Raw genomic sequence first — 17461 nt, 5'->3', positions numbered from 1 at the left:
GGTCACGCCGGTTTTTCCTTTGCACTTGCCCGGACTTTCGGCACTCTCCCCAAAAAAACGGGAGAGGAAACACAATGAGCAAGCATTTGGGATGGGCCCTGCCGGCCCTCGCACTGGCCGCATGTGCGCCAGCCGCAACAAACGCCAAGATCCATGAGGCGGCGGCGCCAGCCGCTGACCAGCCCACCCCGGCCGCAAACCCAACCCGCAATGCCTATTTCGGCGATGTCCACGTGCACACGAGCAATTCATTCGACGCCTATATTTTCGGCGTGCGCGCGACCCCGGACGATGCCTACAGGTTTGCCAAGGGCGAAGCCATCCGCCACCCCGCAGGTTATGATATCAAGCTGTCCGGTCCGCCGCTGGATTTCCTCGCCGTCACGGATCACGGCGAATACCTCGGCGTGGTTCCTGCGATGGATGCGCCGTCGTCTCCCTTGTCGCAAACCGCTCTGGCGCAATCGGTGTTCGGTGCCGATGCAACCGATCCCGGCAAGTCCTTCCTGCGCGTCGGCGTGACGGTCGTTTCGGGCGAGGAAATTGAAGAGATCTATGATCGCGAACTCATCGATTCCGTTTGGGCCGCGACGGTCAATTCAGCCGAACGCAATAACGAGCCCGGCAAGTTCACCGCCTTTTCTGGCTACGAATTCACAGCAATGATGGCAGTTCCCGGCGATGGGCCGCCGGCAGCTGGCAACCTGCACCGCAATGTCATTTTCCGGGGCGAAGCGCCCGAGCGCCTTTTCTCGACGCTCAATTCCACCAATCCCGAAGACTTGTGGACATGGATGGAGGGACAACGCGAAGAGGGGCGTGACGTACTGGCCATTCCGCACAATTCAAACGCATCGAACGGCGAGATGTTCGCCCTGCAAACCTATGATGGAGAGCCCCTGACGGCAGGCTATGCCGACAAGCGCATGCGCAACGAGCCGCTTGTCGAAGTGTCCCAGGTCAAGGGCACGTCGGAAACAACTCCCACCCTGTCGCCGAATGACGAATGGGCCGATTTCGAACAATACGAGTATTTCATCGGGAGCACGATGAAGACGAATCCCGGCGCGGGAGACTTTGTCCGCTCCGCCTACAAGCGCGGCCTCGCCCTGCAGGAGGCAGAGGGATTCAATCCGTACAAGTTCGGTCTCATCAGCTCCAGCGACACGCACGTCGCAGGCGCGTCGCTGGTTGAGGAATTCCATTGGGGCAAGACTCCCCAGGACGGCGCCAGTCCCGAAGCCCGCCGGTCGGTTCCCCCAAATGGCGGCAAGACCTGGGACGGCGCTGAAGACCCCAAGACACGGAGACAGATAACGGCAACCCAGTTCAGCTCCAGCGGCCTTGCCGGCGTATGGGCGGAATCCAACACGCGCGACGCCATTTTCGACGCGATGCGCCGCAAGGAGACGTTCGGCACGTCGGGCCCGCGCATGAAAGTGCGCTTCTTTGCCGGCATGGATTACACCGCCTCGATGCTCGACGATGCGGACATGCTGGCCCGCGCCTATGATGAGGGCGTTGCAATGGGCGGGCAGCTCGAGATGGTTGGCAGCGACGCGGCCCCCGGCTTCCTCGTCTGGGCCGTGCGCGACCCGATGAGCGCGCCGCTGCAGCGCGCGCAGGTGGTCAAGGTCTGGTCCAGCAACGGGAACACGCACGAAGCCGTGCATGACGTTGCCTGTTCGGGTGGCGCCGAGCCGGATGCCGCGACGCACCGCTGCCCTGACAATGGGGCAAGCGTGGATATCTCGGATTGCAGCACACAGCCCGGCACCGGCGCCAATGAGCTCAAGGCCTATTGGCAGGATCCCGGCTTCGATGCCGGTCTCGAGGCCGCCTATTATGTGCGTGTCCTGGAAAATCCTACCTGCCGCTGGTCGACATGGGACGCGGTGCGCAACGGTACGCCGCCAAATCCGGAATTGCCCGAGACCCTGCAGGAGCGGGCCTGGTCGTCACCGATCTGGTATGCCGGTCTTGATCCGCTGGCGAACGAATAGGCCCGTCAGGCGTTCGTGCGAACCAGTTCGAAACGAGAGCGAACCGTCGGCGCATCGTCAGGGGTGCGCACGACACCCGCCTTGATCAGTGCCATCATGTGGCCGAGAACGGACATGGCTGCCGCCGGGTGGAGACGTTTTTCGACGTCCGCATACATGATCTCGACCATGGCCGGAATCGACGTTTCACCGTTGCGCAGGTGTTCGAGGATGGCTGCCTCGCGAGCGCGGCGGTGGCTGGCATATTCGGTGATGAACGTGTTGACGAAATCCTTACCGCGAACCGGATCGCCATGCGTCGGCCAGAGCGTCTCGAAACCTTTGACGCGGATCTTTTCAAGGCTGTCCATATAGTCGGCCATGTCGCCATCAGGCGGCGCGACCACCGTCGTGGACCAGCCCATGATATGATCGCCGGACAGGCAGGCATTTTCTTCCCGCAGGCCGAAGCAAAGGTGATTGCAAGTATGCCCGGGTGTCTCGATCACATCGAGCGTCCAGCCCGGGCCGGAGAAGCTGTCGCCATCGCCAATCTTGACGTCCGGCATGAAACCGAGATCGTCCGCGCTTCCCAGTTCGCCCTTGGCGGTCGGAACACCGCAATTCTTTGCGTAAGTCTTGCAACCGGCCCATTCGGCGAGCGGCTTTGCAAGCGGCGAGTGGTCTGAATGGCCGTGCGTCACGAAAACATGCGTGACAGTCTCGCCTTCAAGGGCGGCCTTCAGGGCTTCGAAATGCGCGTCATCCATCGGACCGGGATCGATCACGGCCACTTCACCCTTGCCGATAATGTAGACGCCGGTGCCGACATAGGTGAACGGGCCCGGATTATTGGCAATCACGCGGCGGATCAGCGGTGAGACCTGCTGGACCTCGCCGTACTCGAACTCAATGCCCCGAACATATGGAATAGCCATGCTTACACTCTTGAACTTTCACCTTGCCGGTTGGGATCAGCGTTTCTTCGGTGCGAACGCCCCGGCAAACGCGATGGCCATGCGGCGCGTGGCGCGCAGCTTCGCGCCCAGTTTGAGCGCCACTGGCGGGCCCATGTCGGTCTTGTTCGCATCGACGATGTAGATTCGCCCTGACATCCGGTCACGTAAGACGTCAACACCGCCCCAGTCCAGCCCGACTTCTGCAGCAAAGCGTTCAATCACGGCAATTTCATCGGCCGTGTAGCAATTGCGGGGCTCGTCGAGCAAAACTTCGACATTCTCGTTGAGAAATCGCCGAGCCAGCGGACGACGCTTGCGAAACACGATAATCGGCGATCCGCCGACGATGCAGCAGCGCAGGTCTTCGACAAGACCGCCGTCAATCTCGTTATCGACCAGCAACTGGTATGTCTTTCCCGCGACAGGCGTATCAAGCGGGCCTTCGAGGACGCGGCCATCATGGGCAGCGTTCAACTCGGACTTTTCGACCATACGCCCTTCATAGGTGGTTGGATCGACCTTGAGCGAATAGCCAGCCGCGCGTTCGAACGCTTCGGCGACGGTCGTCTTGGAAACGTCCTGGCAGCCAAAATTGACGAGGCGCGCATTTTCCCGAACCGCGGGTACAGCGTTGTCGGTTTCCGTAGAATCATCAAACTGGAAGACAATGTCGGCCTTGGAAACATCGTCTATCAATTTCGAGCCCGAGACATGCATGACGGGCCAAATAAAGTACCACGGACGCGGCTTGTCGGGATAGAAGGCGATGGTGGGGCGCTTGTGGCCCGTGATGCGGCGCCATGTGCGCCATGTCTGGGCAAAGAAGTAGAAGCAGAACCAGGTGAAAATACTGTGCAGGAGCGAAAGGTCCGGCACGATGCGATGCCCGGTCTTTTTAACCAGGATCGTACCCTCGTCATACTTGAAATCCGTGATCCAGAGACGTTCGGACATCGCGTCAACTCCTGTCGCGGGAACAACGGATGGCTGCGCCCTCGCTTCGCTCTGCCTCGCACGGTGACTGATCACTGACAACACACTTAATGCCGCACAAATGTGACGTTTTGCTCACATAAGTTTGTTCGGCGTGCCGCAGGCTCATCTAGAGCAGCGATTCAAGGCTGGACAGATCATATCCGGCTGCGCCCGCCGCATCAATGATGTCGCCGGAAGCCCCCTGCCCGGCCTGGGTCAGGGCCCAGGCGGTGATGCAACGCGTGCCAGTGCGGCAATAGGCGAGCACTGGCTGGGGGGCCTCATTGAGAATATTGCCCATCCGCTCGACAATCTCGGGCGTTGGTGCGCCTGAAAACGGCAAGGCTGCGAAGCTCAGCCCCAGCGATTCGGCTTTCGCACGGATCGGCCCCATGCGCGGCTGGTCGACGCCGCCTTCGCCATCCGGGCGATTGGCTACGATGGTCTTGTAGCCGGCAGCAGCAATCGCCTCGACATCGTCTTCTGAGATTTGCGGAGCAACGGAAAAAGCGTCCGTCACGCGTCGAATGTCTGCCATGGAAATATCCTGAATGTTGGCGCAGTCTTGATCGGCTCTGTACACAAGCTAAGGAGGATGACGCAACCTTCCAAGCTTCAGCGCGCAACTTTCACCGCCTGACCAGCAACAGCTACAGAAAGACACTCTCCCTTGTCTTCACTCCAGAGAGCTCTCAGCCGCGTTCCATGGGCCTATACGCTCCGGCGGCTGCTGATCGCCGTCCCGACAATGCTGGCCATTATCACCATGGCCTTCCTGATGATGCGCGCCGCGCCGGGCGGCCCGTTCGACGGAGAACGCAAGCTTCCTGCCGCCACTGAACAGGCCATTGCCGCCAAGTTCGGCTTCGACAAGCCGCTCCACGAACAATATTTGAGCTATGTCGGCGGCGTGCTGCAAGGCGATTTCGGACCGTCCTACAAGACGCTCGGCAAGAGCGTGAACCAGCTGATCGCGGACGGGCTGCCGATTTCCCTGACCATCGGCTCGCTGGCGATGCTGCTGGGACTGGGATTGGGCACACTGCTGGGTGTTTTCGCGGGGCTCCGACAAAATTCGGCAGCCGATTTCAGCATCATGGGCATTGCCATGGCAGGCATATCCATCCCGACCTTTGTCACCGGCCCCATCCTGATCCTGGTCTTTTCGCTCGGCGCGGGAATATTTGCGGTCGGCGGACTGGGCCAATACCCGAACATCGGCATGAACTGGCACAATATGACCCTGCCGGTCGTCGCTCTCGCCCTGCCCCAGATCGCGATCATCTCGCGCCTCATGCGCGCCTCGATCATCGAAACAATGCGTTCGAACCATATACGCACCGCGCGCAGCAAGGGCCTCTCGGAGCGCCAGGTCATCGCGCGCCACGCCCTGCCCGCCGCCATGCTGCCCCTCATTTCCTATGCCGGCCCCGCCATGGCCCGCGTCATGACCGGATCGGTCGTGATCGAGAAGATCTTTGGTCTTCCGGGCCTCGGCTCATACTTCGTCAATGGCGCACTCAACCGCGACTACACGCTCGTGATGGGTGCGATCATCGTTTACGCAGGCCTGATCGTGATCCTGAACCTCGTCGCCGACGTGCTGTATGCGGTGCTTGATCCGAAAGTGAAGTACGACTGATGACCGAGAGCAACCCCCTCCTCGACCCGACGGGACGCGTCGAACCCGTGACCCAGGCCATCATTGGCGGCCGCTCGCTGTGGGACGATGCCCGCGCACGCCTGTTCCGCAACAAGGCCGCCGTCGTCTCCATGTGGATTCTCGGCGTGATCGTCCTCATCGCCGTGTTTGGCCCCATGGTCTGGGTCAATGACTACAAGGCTATCTCGGACGCGCGCACCATAGCGCCCACGCTGGAAAACTGGCACGTGCTGGGCACCGACATCCAGGGGCGTGACCTGCTCGCGCGCCTTATGATCGGCCTGCGCATCTCGCTGACAGTGGGCATCGTCGCCACCGCCGTCAGCCTCGTGATCGGTGTCACCTGGGGCGCAACAGCCGGTTATCTCGGCGGGCGTGTCGACAATTTCATGATGCGGATCGTGGACGTGCTCTACGCCCTGCCCTTCATCTTCTTCGTCATCCTGCTGCTGACCGTGTTCGAACGGAACATCGTGCTGATCTTTGCGGCCATCGGCGCCATCGAATGGCTGACCATGGCGCGCATCGTGCGCGGCCAGACGCTGGCCATCAAGGGCAAGGAATTCATCGAGGCCGCCCGCGCTTCCGGCGTGTCGCGCCGGGCGATCATCCTGCGCCACATCCTGCCCAACGTGATCGGGCCCGTCGCCGTGTATGTCACGCTGACCATACCGGTCGTGATCCTGGCCGAAAGCTTCCTGTCCTTCCTTGGCCTCGGCGTGAACGAGCCGCTGACATCGCTTGGCGTGCTGATCTCGGAAGGCGCCAAGACGATGGAAGAGAAGCCGTGGATGCTGCTCGCCCCCGCCGGAACCATGGCGGTCACGCTGCTTTGTCTCAACTTCATCGGCGATGGCCTGCGCGACGCATTGGACCCGAAGGAGCGCTAGGCGCCAAAGCCTAGTTCAGGCGGACCTCAATCTCGTCGAGCAGGTCACGCACGCGTTTCGAATTCGCCCCGAGGTCCGACAGGCCGACCCGGCTGATCGAACGGACATCGATGCGCGAACCCTCGCCGTCCGGAACCACGCGGATCAGGATATCATCCTTGAAATCGAACCAGAACGAGGTTTGCGTCGCCTCGATGCTGCCGGATTCGACATCATTGGTGACAATCGTCCAGCCACGGTCTTCCACCGCGGCAAGCGCTGCCGCAAACGCCATGTCGTAGGATGCGGCAGGCTCGACCAGCGTTTCCAGCATGGGATAAGGCGCTGATTTCGGCGACTTGTGTGTCGCGGGATCGAATTCAGCCTCTTCCTGGAGCTCGGAAACCAGGCGTCCGCCTGTGCCGGGCCAGCGGGCGTTGGCACCCTCCGGAACAACAGGCGCAGCCTCAATCAGGTTCTGTGCGCCTGTCGCCTGGCGCGCCGCCAGCAGCGCGTCACTCGGCTGGATCGGATTTGACCAGTCCGTTTGGACGTCATGCAGGGGTGGGAGGCGCCCGGCCTGGGCGCCAAAGGCCACCACGCGTCCGAAAGAGAGCCCGGATATCAGTAGGGCGCCAAGCGCCAGCATCAGGGCCTGCTTCCGCGGCGCCTTGATCAGCGCCACGATGATCGCGATCACCGAGATACCCAAGGCAGCCATGAGCAACATGGGCCCCCAGCCGATTGTCATCTTGCCGAGGCCGAATTGCCAGCTCCACAGTCCGAGCTTCGTACCGATGGCCGCGGCGGCGAACCACAGGACCGCAAAAATCGAGAGGCCCAGCGCAAAGCCGGCCAGCTTGCCGCGCCATCCGGCGTCTTGTGACTCTTCAGATATGCTGGACATGCGCCCGTCTCCCTTTGTTTTCCATCAGATACCGCGACGTGCTCGCTTTGTCGCCCCCGGCCTTATCCCTCACATTCGCCCCGCCGTTCAGTAACAATTGCGGCATGTCGGGGGAATTTGTCCGACACTGCCGGAACCGGCTTATTATTGCCGCCAATGTCGCTTCTCTCGCCCCCATCAGATCTTCCGGTACACCTGCGCCCGGCCTGGCCCTGGATATGGCTGCAGCACCTCGTGCTTCTCGCCTGGGTGCGGCTCACCTATGGCCGGGGATTCCTGTATTGCTGGGGCATCACGGACACGGGCCGCGTCGAATTGCTGTGGATCGACAGCGACTCGTGCAATCCGGCCATGATCCGGCCCGTCGAAGCGCCCGCATCAAAGCGGCTCGCAGCCGCCCTCAGCGGCGAAGCGTTCGAGCCGGTCTTCACGCCTGCGCTGTCGCTGGCGACGCTGGTACACACCTTGCCCGTGCCGCGCGTTCACAGCGCCCGTCCAGCCGCGCTGCCATTGCCGGACTCCTGACCTTCCGGCACAGCCCGCAAAGAAACCTGGTCCACATGACAGGCGCCTTCACGGGCGTCGCATCTGCTGGCGTGAATGTCAGGCGGTCGGCAGCTTGTAGTCCTTGAACGTGTTGCGCAGGGCCAGCTTGTTGATCTTGCCGGTTGCCCCCAGCGGGATTTCATCGACGAAGGCCACATCGTCCGGTGTCCACCATTTGGCGATCTTCCCTTCGAGGGAGGCGAGGATTTCTTCCTTGGACGGTGTCTCTCCGGGCAGCGCCTGGATGACAAGCAAAGGACGTTCGTCCCATTTCGGATGATAGATGCCGATAGCGGCCGCGTTGGCCACTTTCGGGTGGCCGACCGCGATGTTCTCGATATCGATGGAGGAAATCCACTCACCGCCGGACTTGATCACGTCCTTGGCGCGGTCGGTGATCGTCATCGTGCCGTACTCGTCGATATTGGCGACATCGCCGGTATCGAAGAAGCCTTCAGCATCGAGCACGTCACCGCCATCGCCCTTGAAATAGCCCGCGGCAATCGCCGCGCCGCGCACCAGGAGGCGCCCGGATGTCTTCCCGTCGCGTGGCAGCACCTTTCCGCTATCGTCTACGGTTCGCAGCTCGACGCCGAAGGGCGGCCGCCCCTGCTTCAGTTTCTGCGCCATGCGCGTGTCGACGTCGGCGTCGACAAGGTGTGGTGGCAGCGTGCCAAGCGTGCCGAGCGGCGAGGTTTCTGTCATGCCCCAGGCATGGACCACATCGACTTCATAGTCCTCTTCGAAGGCGCGCAGGATCTTCTCGGGGATTGCAGACCCGCCGATAATCACCCGGTTGAGGTGCGGCAGTTTCAGGTCGTTTTCCTGCAAATAGGTCAGCAGCATCAACCAGACCGTCGGCACTGCTGCCGTGATCGAGACCTTTTCGGTATCGAGCAATTCATAGATCGACGCGCCGTCCATCTGGGCGCCCGGCATGACCATGTTGGCCCCGGTTGCCGGACAGCTGAGGGCGAGCCCCCAGGCATTCGCATGGAACATCGGCACGACCGGCAGCACGACATCCGCAGAGCCCATGCCCATGGCGTCCTTCGACATGGTCACCAGCGTGTGCAGCACATTGGAACGGTGCGAATAGAGCACGCCCTTGGGGTTGCCCGTCGTGCCGGACGTGTAGCAGAGGCCGCAGGCCGTGTCCTCCGGGAAGTCCCCCCACCGGACCTCGGTCGAGCGGCCGTCGATCCAGATGTCAAACGGGATCGCGCCCAGCGTGTTCTCCGGCATCGTGTCGGCTCCGGCGAAGATCACGAACGTCTTCACCGTCAGGAGCTGGTCCTTGATCGCCTCGACAATCGGCAGGAAGCTCTTGTCGAAGATCAGCACCTTGTCTTCGGCATGGTTGGCGATCCAGGCGATCTGCTCGGGGTGAAGGCGCGGATTGATCGTGTGCAGGACGGCGCCAATGCCCATCGTACCGTACCAGGCGGCCATATGGCGCTCAGAGTTCCAGCCGAGCGTAGCCACCCGGTCGCCCATGCCGATATCGATATCCTTCAAGGCGCTGGAGACTTGTTTGGACGCGACAAAGAGATCGGCATAGGTCGAACGCACGATATTGCCCTCGACGCGCCGCGTGATGATTTCACGTGCGCCGTGCTGCATGTTCGCGTGTTCCAGGATCTTGTTTACCGTCAGCGGCCAGTCTTGCATGATGCCTTGCATCGATATCCTCCTCAGTACCGCCATTCGGCAGCGTTTTTTCATCGTTGAGGTTGGGTTTATTCGCGCTAATGCTGCAGCGCAAGGAACTAGGAGTGCGACCATGTTGAGATTTGCCTTACTTGGCGCGGTACTGGCGATGCTGGCAGCCTGCGGCGACACATCCCGTCAGGCGAGTCCCGGCGATACCGACACGCTGGCTGTGGCGACTGCCGCGCCCGTCCTTCCATTGCCCGACTATTTCGACTGTGTGCGAGAAAACAAGGGCCTGCTCATCGCTGCCCATCGCGGCGGCCCGGCACCTGGGTATCCGGAGAATACGCTGGAAACCCTGCAACACGGCTTTGCCAACGGCATCAACGTGTTCGAGATTGACGTGGCCGAAAGCCGTGATGGCGTCATGCTGCTGATGCACGACAACCGCCTCAACCGCACGACCACTGGCGACGGCTATGTCGCCGATACCGACTGGGTCGAGCTCTACGGTCTCCGCATGGTCGACAATGATGGCAAACGCACGAACTTCTCCCCGCCCAAGCTGACCGACGTCCTGATCTGGGCCAAGCAGTCCGGCGCCATTCTCGAACTCGACCGCAAGCCGACGACCAGTTTCCACAATATCGTCGCCGCCGTTCATGCGGCAGGCGCGGACGATAATGTGCTCCTGATTTCCTATTCGGATGCCGAAGCGGCCGAAATCGCCGCCGCCGACCCGAACCTGATGCTCACCGCTTCAGCCAAGGGCTCACGTGACATTGGCCGGCTCGAAGATGTCGGCGTCGACCGCACACGCCTCGTCGCCTGGACCGGCACCGGCTCGCCGGACGCTGCCGCCTGGGCCCGTGATCTCCGGGAAGGCGTCGAACCGGCTTTCGGCACGCTCGGCCGCAAGGGCGAGCGGCTCGATGACCAGTATTGGGCCGATGGCGATGGCAGCGAATACCAGGACTTCGTCGATGACGGGCTCGTCCTTCTCGCAACAGACGAGCCCTACCGCGTCGCCGCCGCGCTCACCTCCGACGATCTCGCCCGGGAAAAGTGCGGGCGTTGACGCAGCGCCAATCCCGGCGTATTGGCGGCCCCGGTTTGAGACACCAGCCGCTCGCCGGGACACAATCCCGAAGGTGAAGATCTCACAGGCGCCCTTTGGCGGCTGGACTTACAGGATGCTGAACCTCTTCCAGCGGTCCTGCGGCAAGGCGAGCCCCCGCGTTGACGTGACCGCGTCTGGATGACGGTAAAGGATCTTTCTCATGTCACCCTCCATCAATACGCGCGAACAGGCGAAAGCCCGTGCGCGCGATCTCCGTGCAGCCGCCACGCTGGCTGGCACGCCCCTCTCGCATTCTGCCGCGCTCGAACGCGTCGCCGCCGAACTCGGCTATCGCGACTGGAACACCGCCTCGGCGCGCCTCTCCAACCTGCCCGAAGTGCCCGTCCAGGTCGGCGACCGTGTCAGCGGCCTCTATCTCAAGAAGCCGTTCGAAGGCGTGGTCCTGGCCGTGCGCGACATTGGCGGCGGCTCGGCCTTCGAAGTCACGCTGCACTTTGACGAGCCGGTCGACGTGGTCGAGTTCGAATCCTTCTCGGCCTTCCGCCAGCGCGTCACGGCGACGATCTCGGCAGATGGCAGCTCGTGGGCGAAGACCAGCGACGGTCACCCGCACATGCGCGTGCTGTCCGTCGCGAACGGGATCGTTTGAGTTCAGGGATACAGGCGCGTCGTCGTCCAGCCCTTGGCCTTGCGCGTGTAACGAAGCCGGTCGTGCATGCGGAAGGCCTGGTCCTGCCAGAACTCGATCTCGGTCGGCACGAGCCGGAACCCGCCCCAGAATTCCGGACGCGGGATATCCGGGTCGTCGCCGTAAATCTCGGATACTTCCGCGATGCGCTGCTCGAAGACTGAACGGTCGAGCAGCGGACGCGACTGGTCTGACGCGATGGCGCTGATCCGACTCTGCGCCGCGCGCGAGGCAAAATAGGTATCGGCTTCTCCATCCGACACGCGGGAGATATTGCCGCGAATGCGCACCTGACGGCGCAGGCTCTTCCAGTGCAGGCACAGCGCGGCGCGGGGATTTTCCGCCAATTGCCGGCCCTTCTGGCTTTCAAGGTTCGTGAAGAAGGAAAACCCGGCCGCGGATATCTCCTTCAAAAGGACAATCCGGACATCCGGCATGCCGTCAGAGTCGACTGTGGCCAGAGACATCGCGTTGGAATCATTCAGCTCATTCGCGCGCGCTTCGGCCATCCATTCCGTGAAAAAAGCGATGGGATCATCGGTGACCGGGATCAGCGGCCGATCGCGCCCGGTTGTATACTCTTCAGCGCTGGGTGACGGGGGAATGACAGGAGACACGATAGCTGGCCCTTTTTGCGGGTTTGTTAGGCTTCGTGTTTTCATATAGGAGGCAGCGAGCTTTAACGAGGGGTGCGGCACAACATGTCACACAACACATTCGGTCATTTGTTCCGTGTCACGACCTGGGGGGAAAGCCACGGGCCGGCCCTTGGCTGCGTCGTCGATGGCTGCCCCCCGGGTCTGGCGCTGACGCCGGAATGGATCCAGGGCTTCCTGGACAAGCGCCGCCCCGGCACGTCGCGCTTCGTCACCCAGCGCCAGGAACCGGACGCCGTGAAAATCCTGTCCGGTGTTTTCGAGGACGACCGCACGGGCGGGCCTGTTACGACGGGCACGCCGATATCCCTGATGATCGAGAATACCGACCAGAGGTCGAAGGACTATGGCGAAATCCGCGACCGCTATCGCCCCGGCCATGCCGATTTCTCCTATGACGCGAAATATGGCGTGCGCGACTATCGCGGCGGCGGGCGGTCAAGCGCCCGGGAGACAGCGGCCCGCGTGGCCGCCGGCGCCGTCGCGCGATGCGCAATTGGCGATGGCATTACCCTTCGCGGCGCTGTCGTGCAGATCGGACCGCACGCCATTGATCGCACAAAATGGAACTGGGACCAGACTGGCCAGAACCCCTTCTGGTGCCCGGATGCCGATATGGCCACGCAATGGGAAACCTTCCTCGATGCAACCCGCAAGGCCGGCAGCTCGGCGGGCGCCATCGTCGAGGTCCATGCCAGCGGTGTGCCCGCAGGCTGGGGCGCGCCCATCTATGGCAAGCTCGATGCGGAGTTGGCTGGCGCGATGATGAGTATCAATGCCGTCAAGGGCGTCGAGATTGGCGCGGGCTTTGCGGCAGCTTCCTTCAGCGGCGAACAGAATGCCGACGAGATGCGCGCCGGCAATGACGGCGTCCGCTTTCTGGCCAATAATAATGGCGGCGTCGCAGGTGGCATTTCCACCGGACAGGATGTGGTCGTCCGCATCGCGATCAAGCCGACCTCGTCCATCCTCAACGAGGTCAAATCCGTCACCCGCGACGGCGAGGAGGTTGACGTGCGCACGGTCGGACGCCACGACCCATGTGTCGGCATTCGCGCCGTGCCGGTCGCCGAAGCAATGATGGCGTGTGTTCTGGCCGACGCAAAACTGCGTCACCGGGGCCAGACCGGGCGCTAGGCCGGCTTGCGCCAGGTCGTGACCTTGGTGAGGAAGGCCAGCACTTCACGTTCGGCCATCAGACCTGCGACGCCGCACGATGCCGCAATGTCCCAGGAAAGAAACGTTTCGTAGTAGGGTTCGTGGAAGCCATGCGGGAAATATTCCAGCAGGCCGTCCATGTCCGGATAGTCTCCGAATTGGGTGCTGTCGGCGAGGATGAACAGTCCGCCCGGTTTCAGGACACGCGCCACTTCGGCCAGCACCTGCTCACGCACCTCCGGCGGCAATTCATGGAACAGGAAGATCGACACGACGATGTCGAGGCTCGCCTCTGCGATCGGCATGGCCTCGGCCGCCTCGTGCAACACGCTCACCTGCGGCCAACGCTCCAGGCGCTTGCGTGCGGCGTCGGTATAGCTGGGCGAAAGGTCCAGCCCGCTCGCCTGAAGCCGCGGATAGATGCTCATCACACGCGACAGGAACCGGCCATTGCCGCAGGCAAGGTCGAGCAGGCTGATACCGCGCTGGTCGCGGCCTTTCAGCTCGCGGGAAATTTCGGCAAGCGCCGCCCGGCGCATTGCATCCGCCGTGCCGGTGAACAGCGCCTCGACCTGCGTGTCGTAGAGTTCGGCGCTTTCATCGGTGAACCAGCCGCCCGACTGGTAGTGAAAGTTCTGGCGGTAATAGTCCGGATATCGGTTGGAGTTTTCAGGCAGCGTTTGCTGGATTTCCGTGCCGTCGCGGGCCTGGCGGCGCCGGTCCACTTCGGCGACATCGGCGCGGAAGGCCCGGGCCGATTTCAGGGCATTGGGCAGGTCGCGCACACGCACATCATGCGGCGCAGGATACAGGCCCGCTTCCACGTTCAGCCGGTCCTGGATGAAGAGGTCCACATAGGCCTTGCGCAGGGCCGCCATGTCGGGCGTGCCCCGTATGGGCTCGAAGGCTGGCTCGCCGGGTCGGTTGAACCCGCCGGCGCTGCGCCGGGCGGCTGACATCTGCGCACCATACCAGGCCGAGCGCAGGCCCTGTTCTGCAGCGTAGCGGGCGCGCGCAGCGGATTTCGAGGCAATACTGAACAGTCCCATGCGGGCAATATGAGGCGCTGCAGGAAGCCCGTCCAGTCTTCAGGCCCGGTTCAGGTTCACAGCGCAATGGTAGGCGTCAGTCTGGCGGCATGGTGCCTGCCAAAAAGGAGATTCGCGATGATGAAACTGTCGCTTCTCGCCGGAGCCGCAGCCCTTTTGGCGCTGGCGATTCCCGAAACAGCCGCTGCGCAGGCAGGATATGGCTACGCGCAGCAGAATACCGCGTGCGAGCGCCAGCGCAGCGACGACAAGCTTGCAGGCGGCGTGGCAGGCGCCCTGATCGGCGGACTTATTGGCGGCGCCATCGGCAACAATATCGACGACAATGACGACCATTATCGCGGTCGTCGCAGCCATCGGGGGTACCATCGCGGATATGACCGAGGTTATGATCGCGGCTACGGGCGAAACTATAATCGTGGCCATTCCCGCAGCAGCGACAACAGCGATCAGGTCGTGGTGGGTGCCCTGATCGGCGCCGTGGTCGGTGGCATTGCCGGCAGCGAGATTGCCGGAAATTCCAGCGCCAATTGCCGATCTACCGGCCCGACGCCGTACCAGCCTGCGAACAGGTACCAAGGCAGTTATAATCAGGGCGGTTCCATCCCGCGCACGACCGACGGGCTGTATGGCGGTCCGGAAGTGATGCAGCAGCCGAGCTATCCCTACTCACCGCCGCCTGCGCGAACCTATCCTTCCTCCTACCCGGCATCCGGCTATGGTAACCAAGGCTATCCCGATACCGGATATCCCGAACAAACCTATCCAGACAATGGGGACTACGGTTATCAGGAATGCCGAATGATCTACCAGAACGGCGGACACGTGATGGCCTGCCGCGACAACCCCACCGAGACATGGCGTGTCGTCAACGACCGCGCTCAGGACCAGGAACTCTACGGCTACTGAGCCCTGACAGCGTGAAACAGGCGTTCGGTATTGCCATCGCCCCCTGAAATCGGGCTGGCCGTCCAGGCATGGATGGGCCAGCCTCTTTCTTTCATCCAAAGGGCAAACGCTTCGACAGCCCGTTCGGTGGCCTCATTGTCCATAACCAGCCCACCCTTGCCGACATGGGCGCGGCCAACCTGGAATTGCGGCTTGAACAGGCCGACAAAGTCCGCCCCGGGCGCGGCGAGACCGAGCGGAACATCCAGCAGTTTCTCGAGGCCGATGAAGCTGGCATCGCAAACGAGGAGGCTCGGCGGCTCGGGCAACATGTCGGGCGTGAGGGTTCGCGCGTCCTGGGCCTCCAGGGAGGTGACGCAAGGGTTGCCCTGCAAGGAGGCGTGAAACTGCTCGCGGCCAACATCGACGGCGGTCACATGAGCAGCGCCGGCGCGCAGCAGAACATCGGTAAAGCCCCCGGTCGAGGCGCCAATGTCGAGGCAATGTCGGCCTGCAGGATCAACACCGAACGCTTCCAGCGCATGCGCGAGTTTCAATCCCCCCCGAGAGACATAAGGATGGGCGGCCTCGGCCGTGATTGCGTCATCGGCCGAAAGCATCTGCGATGGTTTTGCGACGGTAACACCATTAGCTGTGACCCGACCTGCCTCGATGGCAGCACGGGCGCCTGCCCGGCTGTCAAAATGCCCGAGGGACACGAGGAGTTTATCCGCCCGGTCTTTCATTTAGTGAAACTCTCCCTGCATTTCCTGCGTTGTGCCCTATAATGGTTCCAAGATCGACAGGAGACACGTCATGCTCGACCGGTTCGCCATCGCACTTTTTGCCCTCTCGCTGGCCGCCTGCGGCCAGGAAGCGGCCCAGCCGCAGGAACTGCCTGACGGCCCGCTGCCCACGGAAGCGGAATTGCCGGGTCCGGCGGACGGTGTCTACCCGTCGATGATGCGTTCAACGGCTTCGATCATCGGCAGCGAAGGCACGGAGATCGGCACGGCCAATCTGCTCGGTGGTCCGAATGGCATCCTGCTCCGCGTGGAAATAGCGCCCGGCGGCCTGACGCCGGGTTGGCACGGCCTGCACCTGCATATGGTGGGCGACTGTTCCGATGTCGGCACGTTCAAGGCGTCAGGCGGCCATGTCGGCATGGTCATGGGTGGACACGGCCTGCTCAATCCGAATGGCCCCGAGGGCGGCGACATTCCCAACATCTGGGCCGGCGCAGATGGTGCGGCAGGCTATGAAGCATTCACGACGCTGGCCGAGTTGTCCGACCTGACCGACGCCGACGGTTCGGCGATCCTGATCCATGAAGGCGAGGACGACCATCTCTCCCAACCGATTGGCGGCGCGGGCGGACGCGTGGCTTGCGGCGTGATCAAATAGGACGGCCGGACAGCGCAACATCTTCAGACAAGCGTCGAAGGATGGCCTCGCCCATGGCAGCATGGCGCGGCGTGTCCCGCCGCCCTGTTTCGAGCAGGATCACCCCATAGAACACCGCCCAGCCCATGGCGCGCGAACAGGTTGCGCCTGACATGCGATAGGCCGCGACGGCCTCGGCGCGCGCTCGGGACTCCGCGAATAGCGACCAGATCGACGCCAGGTCCGTGGCGGCGTCCCCGGCACACATGTCGCCCCAGTCGATGAAGGCGGCCAGCTTTCCCTCGTGGACCAGCACATTGCGGGCATGGACGTCGCCCGCAATCCATGTGCGTGGCAGGTCGATTGGCGCAATCAGCGCTTCTGCCCAAATCCGTTCGATGGCTGGGGTGATGGCATCTGTCTCGCGCTTGAGGATCGCCATGCGGCGCTCGGTGTCCGCCTGCTTGCCGGAGAGCGGACAATCGCGCACGGGATTCTTCGGCGCATCGGCTGGTGCCGGCTTGTGGACAGCGCGGAGGAAGCGGGCGAGTACCGGTGCTTCAGACGGGTCGGGCGGAGCGAGGTCCGCGGCTTCGCCCTCTATCCATGTCAGGATGCTCCACACGAAAGGATAGCCCGCGCCGGGAACGCCCGTGCGGAGCGGGGCCGGAATGGGCAGTGGCAGGGACGGTGCCAGTTTGGGCAACCATTCCTGCTCACGCCTTAGCAGGTCTTCAGCGATGGCCCGGCGCGGCAACCGCGCCAACAGGCTATCGCCAATCCGGACCATGACATTGTCCCAGCCCGCATCCAGCAGGCTGATCGGCTTGTCGGCGATATCCGGATGCTGTTCGCGTAGCAGAACCCGCACCAGATCAGGCGTTACATCTACTTCGGCCTGCGGGCTGGACGGCGCGTCGGCGCTCATCGTTTCGTCCTCTTGCGCTTGATGGCGGACCGATACACGGTAGGTCCAGCAAGCAAAAGACTTGGGAGGACACAAA

At 62.6% G+C, this 17461-nt stretch carries 18 protein-coding genes; 9 read left to right on the top strand and 9 right to left on the bottom strand.

What is annotated here, in order from left to right:
• Positions 1-74: 74 nt before the first annotated feature.
• Positions 75-2003 carry a DUF3604 domain-containing protein gene (locus AC0L7I_RS08535; protein ID WP_473396023.1) on the top strand — a complete coding sequence of 643 codons (1929 nt, stop codon included), beginning with the start codon at positions 75-77 and terminating at the stop codon, positions 2001-2003.
• A gap of 5 nt (positions 2004-2008) precedes the next feature.
• Here the strand turns inward: AC0L7I_RS08535 and AC0L7I_RS08530 are convergent, their stop codons facing one another.
• From AC0L7I_RS08530 to AC0L7I_RS08520, 3 genes are all read right to left on the bottom strand, one after another.
• On the bottom strand, positions 2009-2920 hold the full coding sequence (locus tag AC0L7I_RS08530) for an MBL fold metallo-hydrolase (RefSeq protein WP_473396022.1): 912 nt from the start codon (positions 2918-2920) through the stop codon (positions 2009-2011).
• Between the two features lie 36 nt (positions 2921-2956).
• Positions 2957-3895 carry an ATP-grasp domain-containing protein gene (locus AC0L7I_RS08525; RefSeq protein ID WP_473396021.1) on the bottom strand — a complete coding sequence of 313 codons (939 nt, stop codon included), beginning with the start codon at positions 3893-3895 and terminating at the stop codon, positions 2957-2959.
• Between the two features lie 148 nt (positions 3896-4043).
• Positions 4044-4454 carry a protein tyrosine phosphatase family protein gene (locus tag AC0L7I_RS08520; RefSeq protein ID WP_473396020.1) on the bottom strand — a complete coding sequence of 137 codons (411 nt, stop codon included), beginning with the start codon at positions 4452-4454 and terminating at the stop codon, positions 4044-4046.
• 132 nt (positions 4455-4586) lie between these two features.
• Between AC0L7I_RS08520 and AC0L7I_RS08515 the strand changes: the two genes are divergently transcribed.
• The gene (locus tag AC0L7I_RS08515; protein ID WP_473396019.1) at positions 4587-5558 is read left to right on the top strand and encodes an ABC transporter permease; all 972 of its coding nucleotides are present in this window, start codon (positions 4587-4589) and stop codon (positions 5556-5558) included.
• On the top strand, positions 5558-6469 hold the full coding sequence (locus AC0L7I_RS08510; protein WP_473396018.1) for an ABC transporter permease: 912 nt from the start codon (positions 5558-5560) through the stop codon (positions 6467-6469). The genes AC0L7I_RS08515 and AC0L7I_RS08510 overlap by 1 nt, the downstream gene beginning before the upstream one ends.
• A 10-nt stretch (positions 6470-6479) precedes the next feature.
• Here AC0L7I_RS08510 and AC0L7I_RS08505 read toward each other — a convergent pair whose 3' ends face one another.
• Positions 6480-7355: a DUF1499 domain-containing protein gene (locus AC0L7I_RS08505; RefSeq protein WP_473396017.1), complete on the bottom strand. Its 876-nt coding sequence runs from the start codon at positions 7353-7355 to the stop codon at positions 6480-6482.
• Between the two features lie 156 nt (positions 7356-7511).
• Here AC0L7I_RS08505 and AC0L7I_RS08500 point away from each other — a divergent pair, with 156 nt between their 5' ends.
• Complete coding sequence (locus tag AC0L7I_RS08500) at positions 7512-7880, top strand: hypothetical protein (RefSeq protein WP_473396016.1); 369 nt, start codon at positions 7512-7514, stop codon at positions 7878-7880.
• A gap of 78 nt (positions 7881-7958) precedes the next feature.
• Here the strand turns inward: AC0L7I_RS08500 and AC0L7I_RS08495 are convergent, their stop codons facing one another.
• The gene (locus AC0L7I_RS08495; protein WP_473396015.1) at positions 7959-9584 is read right to left on the bottom strand and encodes a long-chain-fatty-acid--CoA ligase; all 1626 of its coding nucleotides are present in this window, start codon (positions 9582-9584) and stop codon (positions 7959-7961) included.
• Between the two features lie 100 nt (positions 9585-9684).
• On the opposite strand from AC0L7I_RS08495, the gene AC0L7I_RS08490 reads away from it, so the two are divergent.
• Positions 9685-10632 (top strand): glycerophosphodiester phosphodiesterase family protein, encoded by a 948-nt coding sequence (locus AC0L7I_RS08490; protein ID WP_473396014.1) that lies wholly within the window; start codon positions 9685-9687, stop codon positions 10630-10632.
• 202 nt (positions 10633-10834) lie between these two features.
• Positions 10835-11284: a glyoxalase superfamily protein gene (locus AC0L7I_RS08485; protein WP_473396013.1), complete on the top strand. Its 450-nt coding sequence runs from the start codon at positions 10835-10837 to the stop codon at positions 11282-11284.
• A 2-nt stretch (positions 11285-11286) separates the two neighbouring features.
• On the opposite strand, the gene pdxH is transcribed toward AC0L7I_RS08485, so the two are convergent.
• The gene (gene pdxH, locus AC0L7I_RS08480) at positions 11287-11943 is read right to left on the bottom strand and encodes a pyridoxamine 5'-phosphate oxidase (RefSeq protein ID WP_473399127.1); all 657 of its coding nucleotides are present in this window, start codon (positions 11941-11943) and stop codon (positions 11287-11289) included.
• A gap of 81 nt (positions 11944-12024) precedes the next feature.
• Between pdxH and aroC the strand changes: the two genes are divergently transcribed.
• Positions 12025-13116, top strand: coding sequence for a chorismate synthase (gene aroC / locus AC0L7I_RS08475; RefSeq protein WP_473396012.1), 1092 nt, complete (start codon positions 12025-12027; stop codon positions 13114-13116).
• Here aroC and AC0L7I_RS08470 read toward each other — a convergent pair.
• The gene (locus tag AC0L7I_RS08470; RefSeq protein ID WP_473396011.1) at positions 13113-14186 is read right to left on the bottom strand and encodes a class I SAM-dependent methyltransferase; all 1074 of its coding nucleotides are present in this window, start codon (positions 14184-14186) and stop codon (positions 13113-13115) included. The two genes, aroC and AC0L7I_RS08470, sit on opposite strands and share 4 nt — an antisense overlap.
• Before the next feature lie 117 nt (positions 14187-14303).
• Between AC0L7I_RS08470 and AC0L7I_RS08465 the strand changes: the two genes are divergently transcribed.
• Entirely contained in the window at positions 14304-15095 is a 792-nt protein-coding gene (locus tag AC0L7I_RS08465) for a hypothetical protein (protein ID WP_473396010.1), read from the top strand.
• Here AC0L7I_RS08465 and AC0L7I_RS08460 read toward each other — a convergent pair.
• Positions 15089-15820 carry a TlyA family RNA methyltransferase gene (locus AC0L7I_RS08460; protein ID WP_473396009.1) on the bottom strand — a complete coding sequence of 244 codons (732 nt, stop codon included), beginning with the start codon at positions 15818-15820 and terminating at the stop codon, positions 15089-15091. The genes AC0L7I_RS08465 and AC0L7I_RS08460 overlap by 7 nt on opposite strands.
• Positions 15821-15890: 70 nt before the next feature.
• Here AC0L7I_RS08460 and AC0L7I_RS08455 point away from each other — a divergent pair, with 70 nt between their 5' ends.
• Positions 15891-16478, top strand: a complete 588-nt coding sequence (locus AC0L7I_RS08455) for a superoxide dismutase family protein (RefSeq protein WP_473396008.1) — start codon at positions 15891-15893, stop codon at positions 16476-16478.
• On the opposite strand, the gene AC0L7I_RS08450 is transcribed toward AC0L7I_RS08455, so the two are convergent.
• The gene (locus tag AC0L7I_RS08450) at positions 16471-17385 is read right to left on the bottom strand and encodes an aminoglycoside phosphotransferase family protein (RefSeq protein WP_473396007.1); all 915 of its coding nucleotides are present in this window, start codon (positions 17383-17385) and stop codon (positions 16471-16473) included. The two genes, AC0L7I_RS08455 and AC0L7I_RS08450, sit on opposite strands and share 8 nt — an antisense overlap.
• Between the last annotated feature and the right edge of the window lie 76 nt (positions 17386-17461).

It is taken from the genome of Hyphomonas sp. J20-32 (assembly GCF_055808555.1).
Note: the sequence above shows the minus strand (reverse complement) of the source record. Positions and strands in the feature narration are given on the sequence as shown.

What these genes read in the sequence shown, in the direction of transcription:
- AC0L7I_RS08485 (WP_473396013.1), top strand. Translation starts at nt 10,835, where the DNA reads ATGTCACCCTCCATCAATACGCGCGAACAGGCGAAAGCCCGTGCGCGC.
- AC0L7I_RS08535 (WP_473396023.1), top strand. Translation starts at nt 75, where the DNA reads ATGAGCAAGCATTTGGGATGGGCCCTGCCGGCCCTCGCACTGGCCGCA.
- AC0L7I_RS08460 (WP_473396009.1), bottom strand. Translation starts at nt 15,820, where the DNA reads ATGAAAGACCGGGCGGATAAACTCCTCGTGTCCCTCGGGCATTTTGAC.
- AC0L7I_RS08525 (WP_473396021.1), bottom strand. Translation starts at nt 3,895, where the DNA reads ATGTCCGAACGTCTCTGGATCACGGATTTCAAGTATGACGAGGGTACG.
- AC0L7I_RS08465 (WP_473396010.1), top strand. Translation starts at nt 14,304, where the DNA reads ATGATGAAACTGTCGCTTCTCGCCGGAGCCGCAGCCCTTTTGGCGCTG.
- AC0L7I_RS08455 (WP_473396008.1), top strand. Translation starts at nt 15,891, where the DNA reads ATGCTCGACCGGTTCGCCATCGCACTTTTTGCCCTCTCGCTGGCCGCC.
- AC0L7I_RS08490 (WP_473396014.1), top strand. Translation starts at nt 9,685, where the DNA reads ATGTTGAGATTTGCCTTACTTGGCGCGGTACTGGCGATGCTGGCAGCC.
- AC0L7I_RS08450 (WP_473396007.1), bottom strand. Translation starts at nt 17,385, where the DNA reads ATGAGCGCCGACGCGCCGTCCAGCCCGCAGGCCGAAGTAGATGTAACG.
- AC0L7I_RS08505 (WP_473396017.1), bottom strand. Translation starts at nt 7,355, where the DNA reads ATGTCCAGCATATCTGAAGAGTCACAAGACGCCGGATGGCGCGGCAAG.
- AC0L7I_RS08495 (WP_473396015.1), bottom strand. Translation starts at nt 9,584, where the DNA reads ATGCAAGGCATCATGCAAGACTGGCCGCTGACGGTAAACAAGATCCTG.
- AC0L7I_RS08530 (WP_473396022.1), bottom strand. Translation starts at nt 2,920, where the DNA reads ATGGCTATTCCATATGTTCGGGGCATTGAGTTCGAGTACGGCGAGGTC.
- AC0L7I_RS08510 (WP_473396018.1), top strand. Translation starts at nt 5,558, where the DNA reads ATGACCGAGAGCAACCCCCTCCTCGACCCGACGGGACGCGTCGAACCC.
- AC0L7I_RS08500 (WP_473396016.1), top strand. Translation starts at nt 7,512, where the DNA reads ATGTCGCTTCTCTCGCCCCCATCAGATCTTCCGGTACACCTGCGCCCG.
- aroC (WP_473396012.1), top strand. Translation starts at nt 12,025, where the DNA reads ATGTCACACAACACATTCGGTCATTTGTTCCGTGTCACGACCTGGGGG.
- AC0L7I_RS08520 (WP_473396020.1), bottom strand. Translation starts at nt 4,454, where the DNA reads ATGGCAGACATTCGACGCGTGACGGACGCTTTTTCCGTTGCTCCGCAA.
- AC0L7I_RS08470 (WP_473396011.1), bottom strand. Translation starts at nt 14,186, where the DNA reads ATGGGACTGTTCAGTATTGCCTCGAAATCCGCTGCGCGCGCCCGCTAC.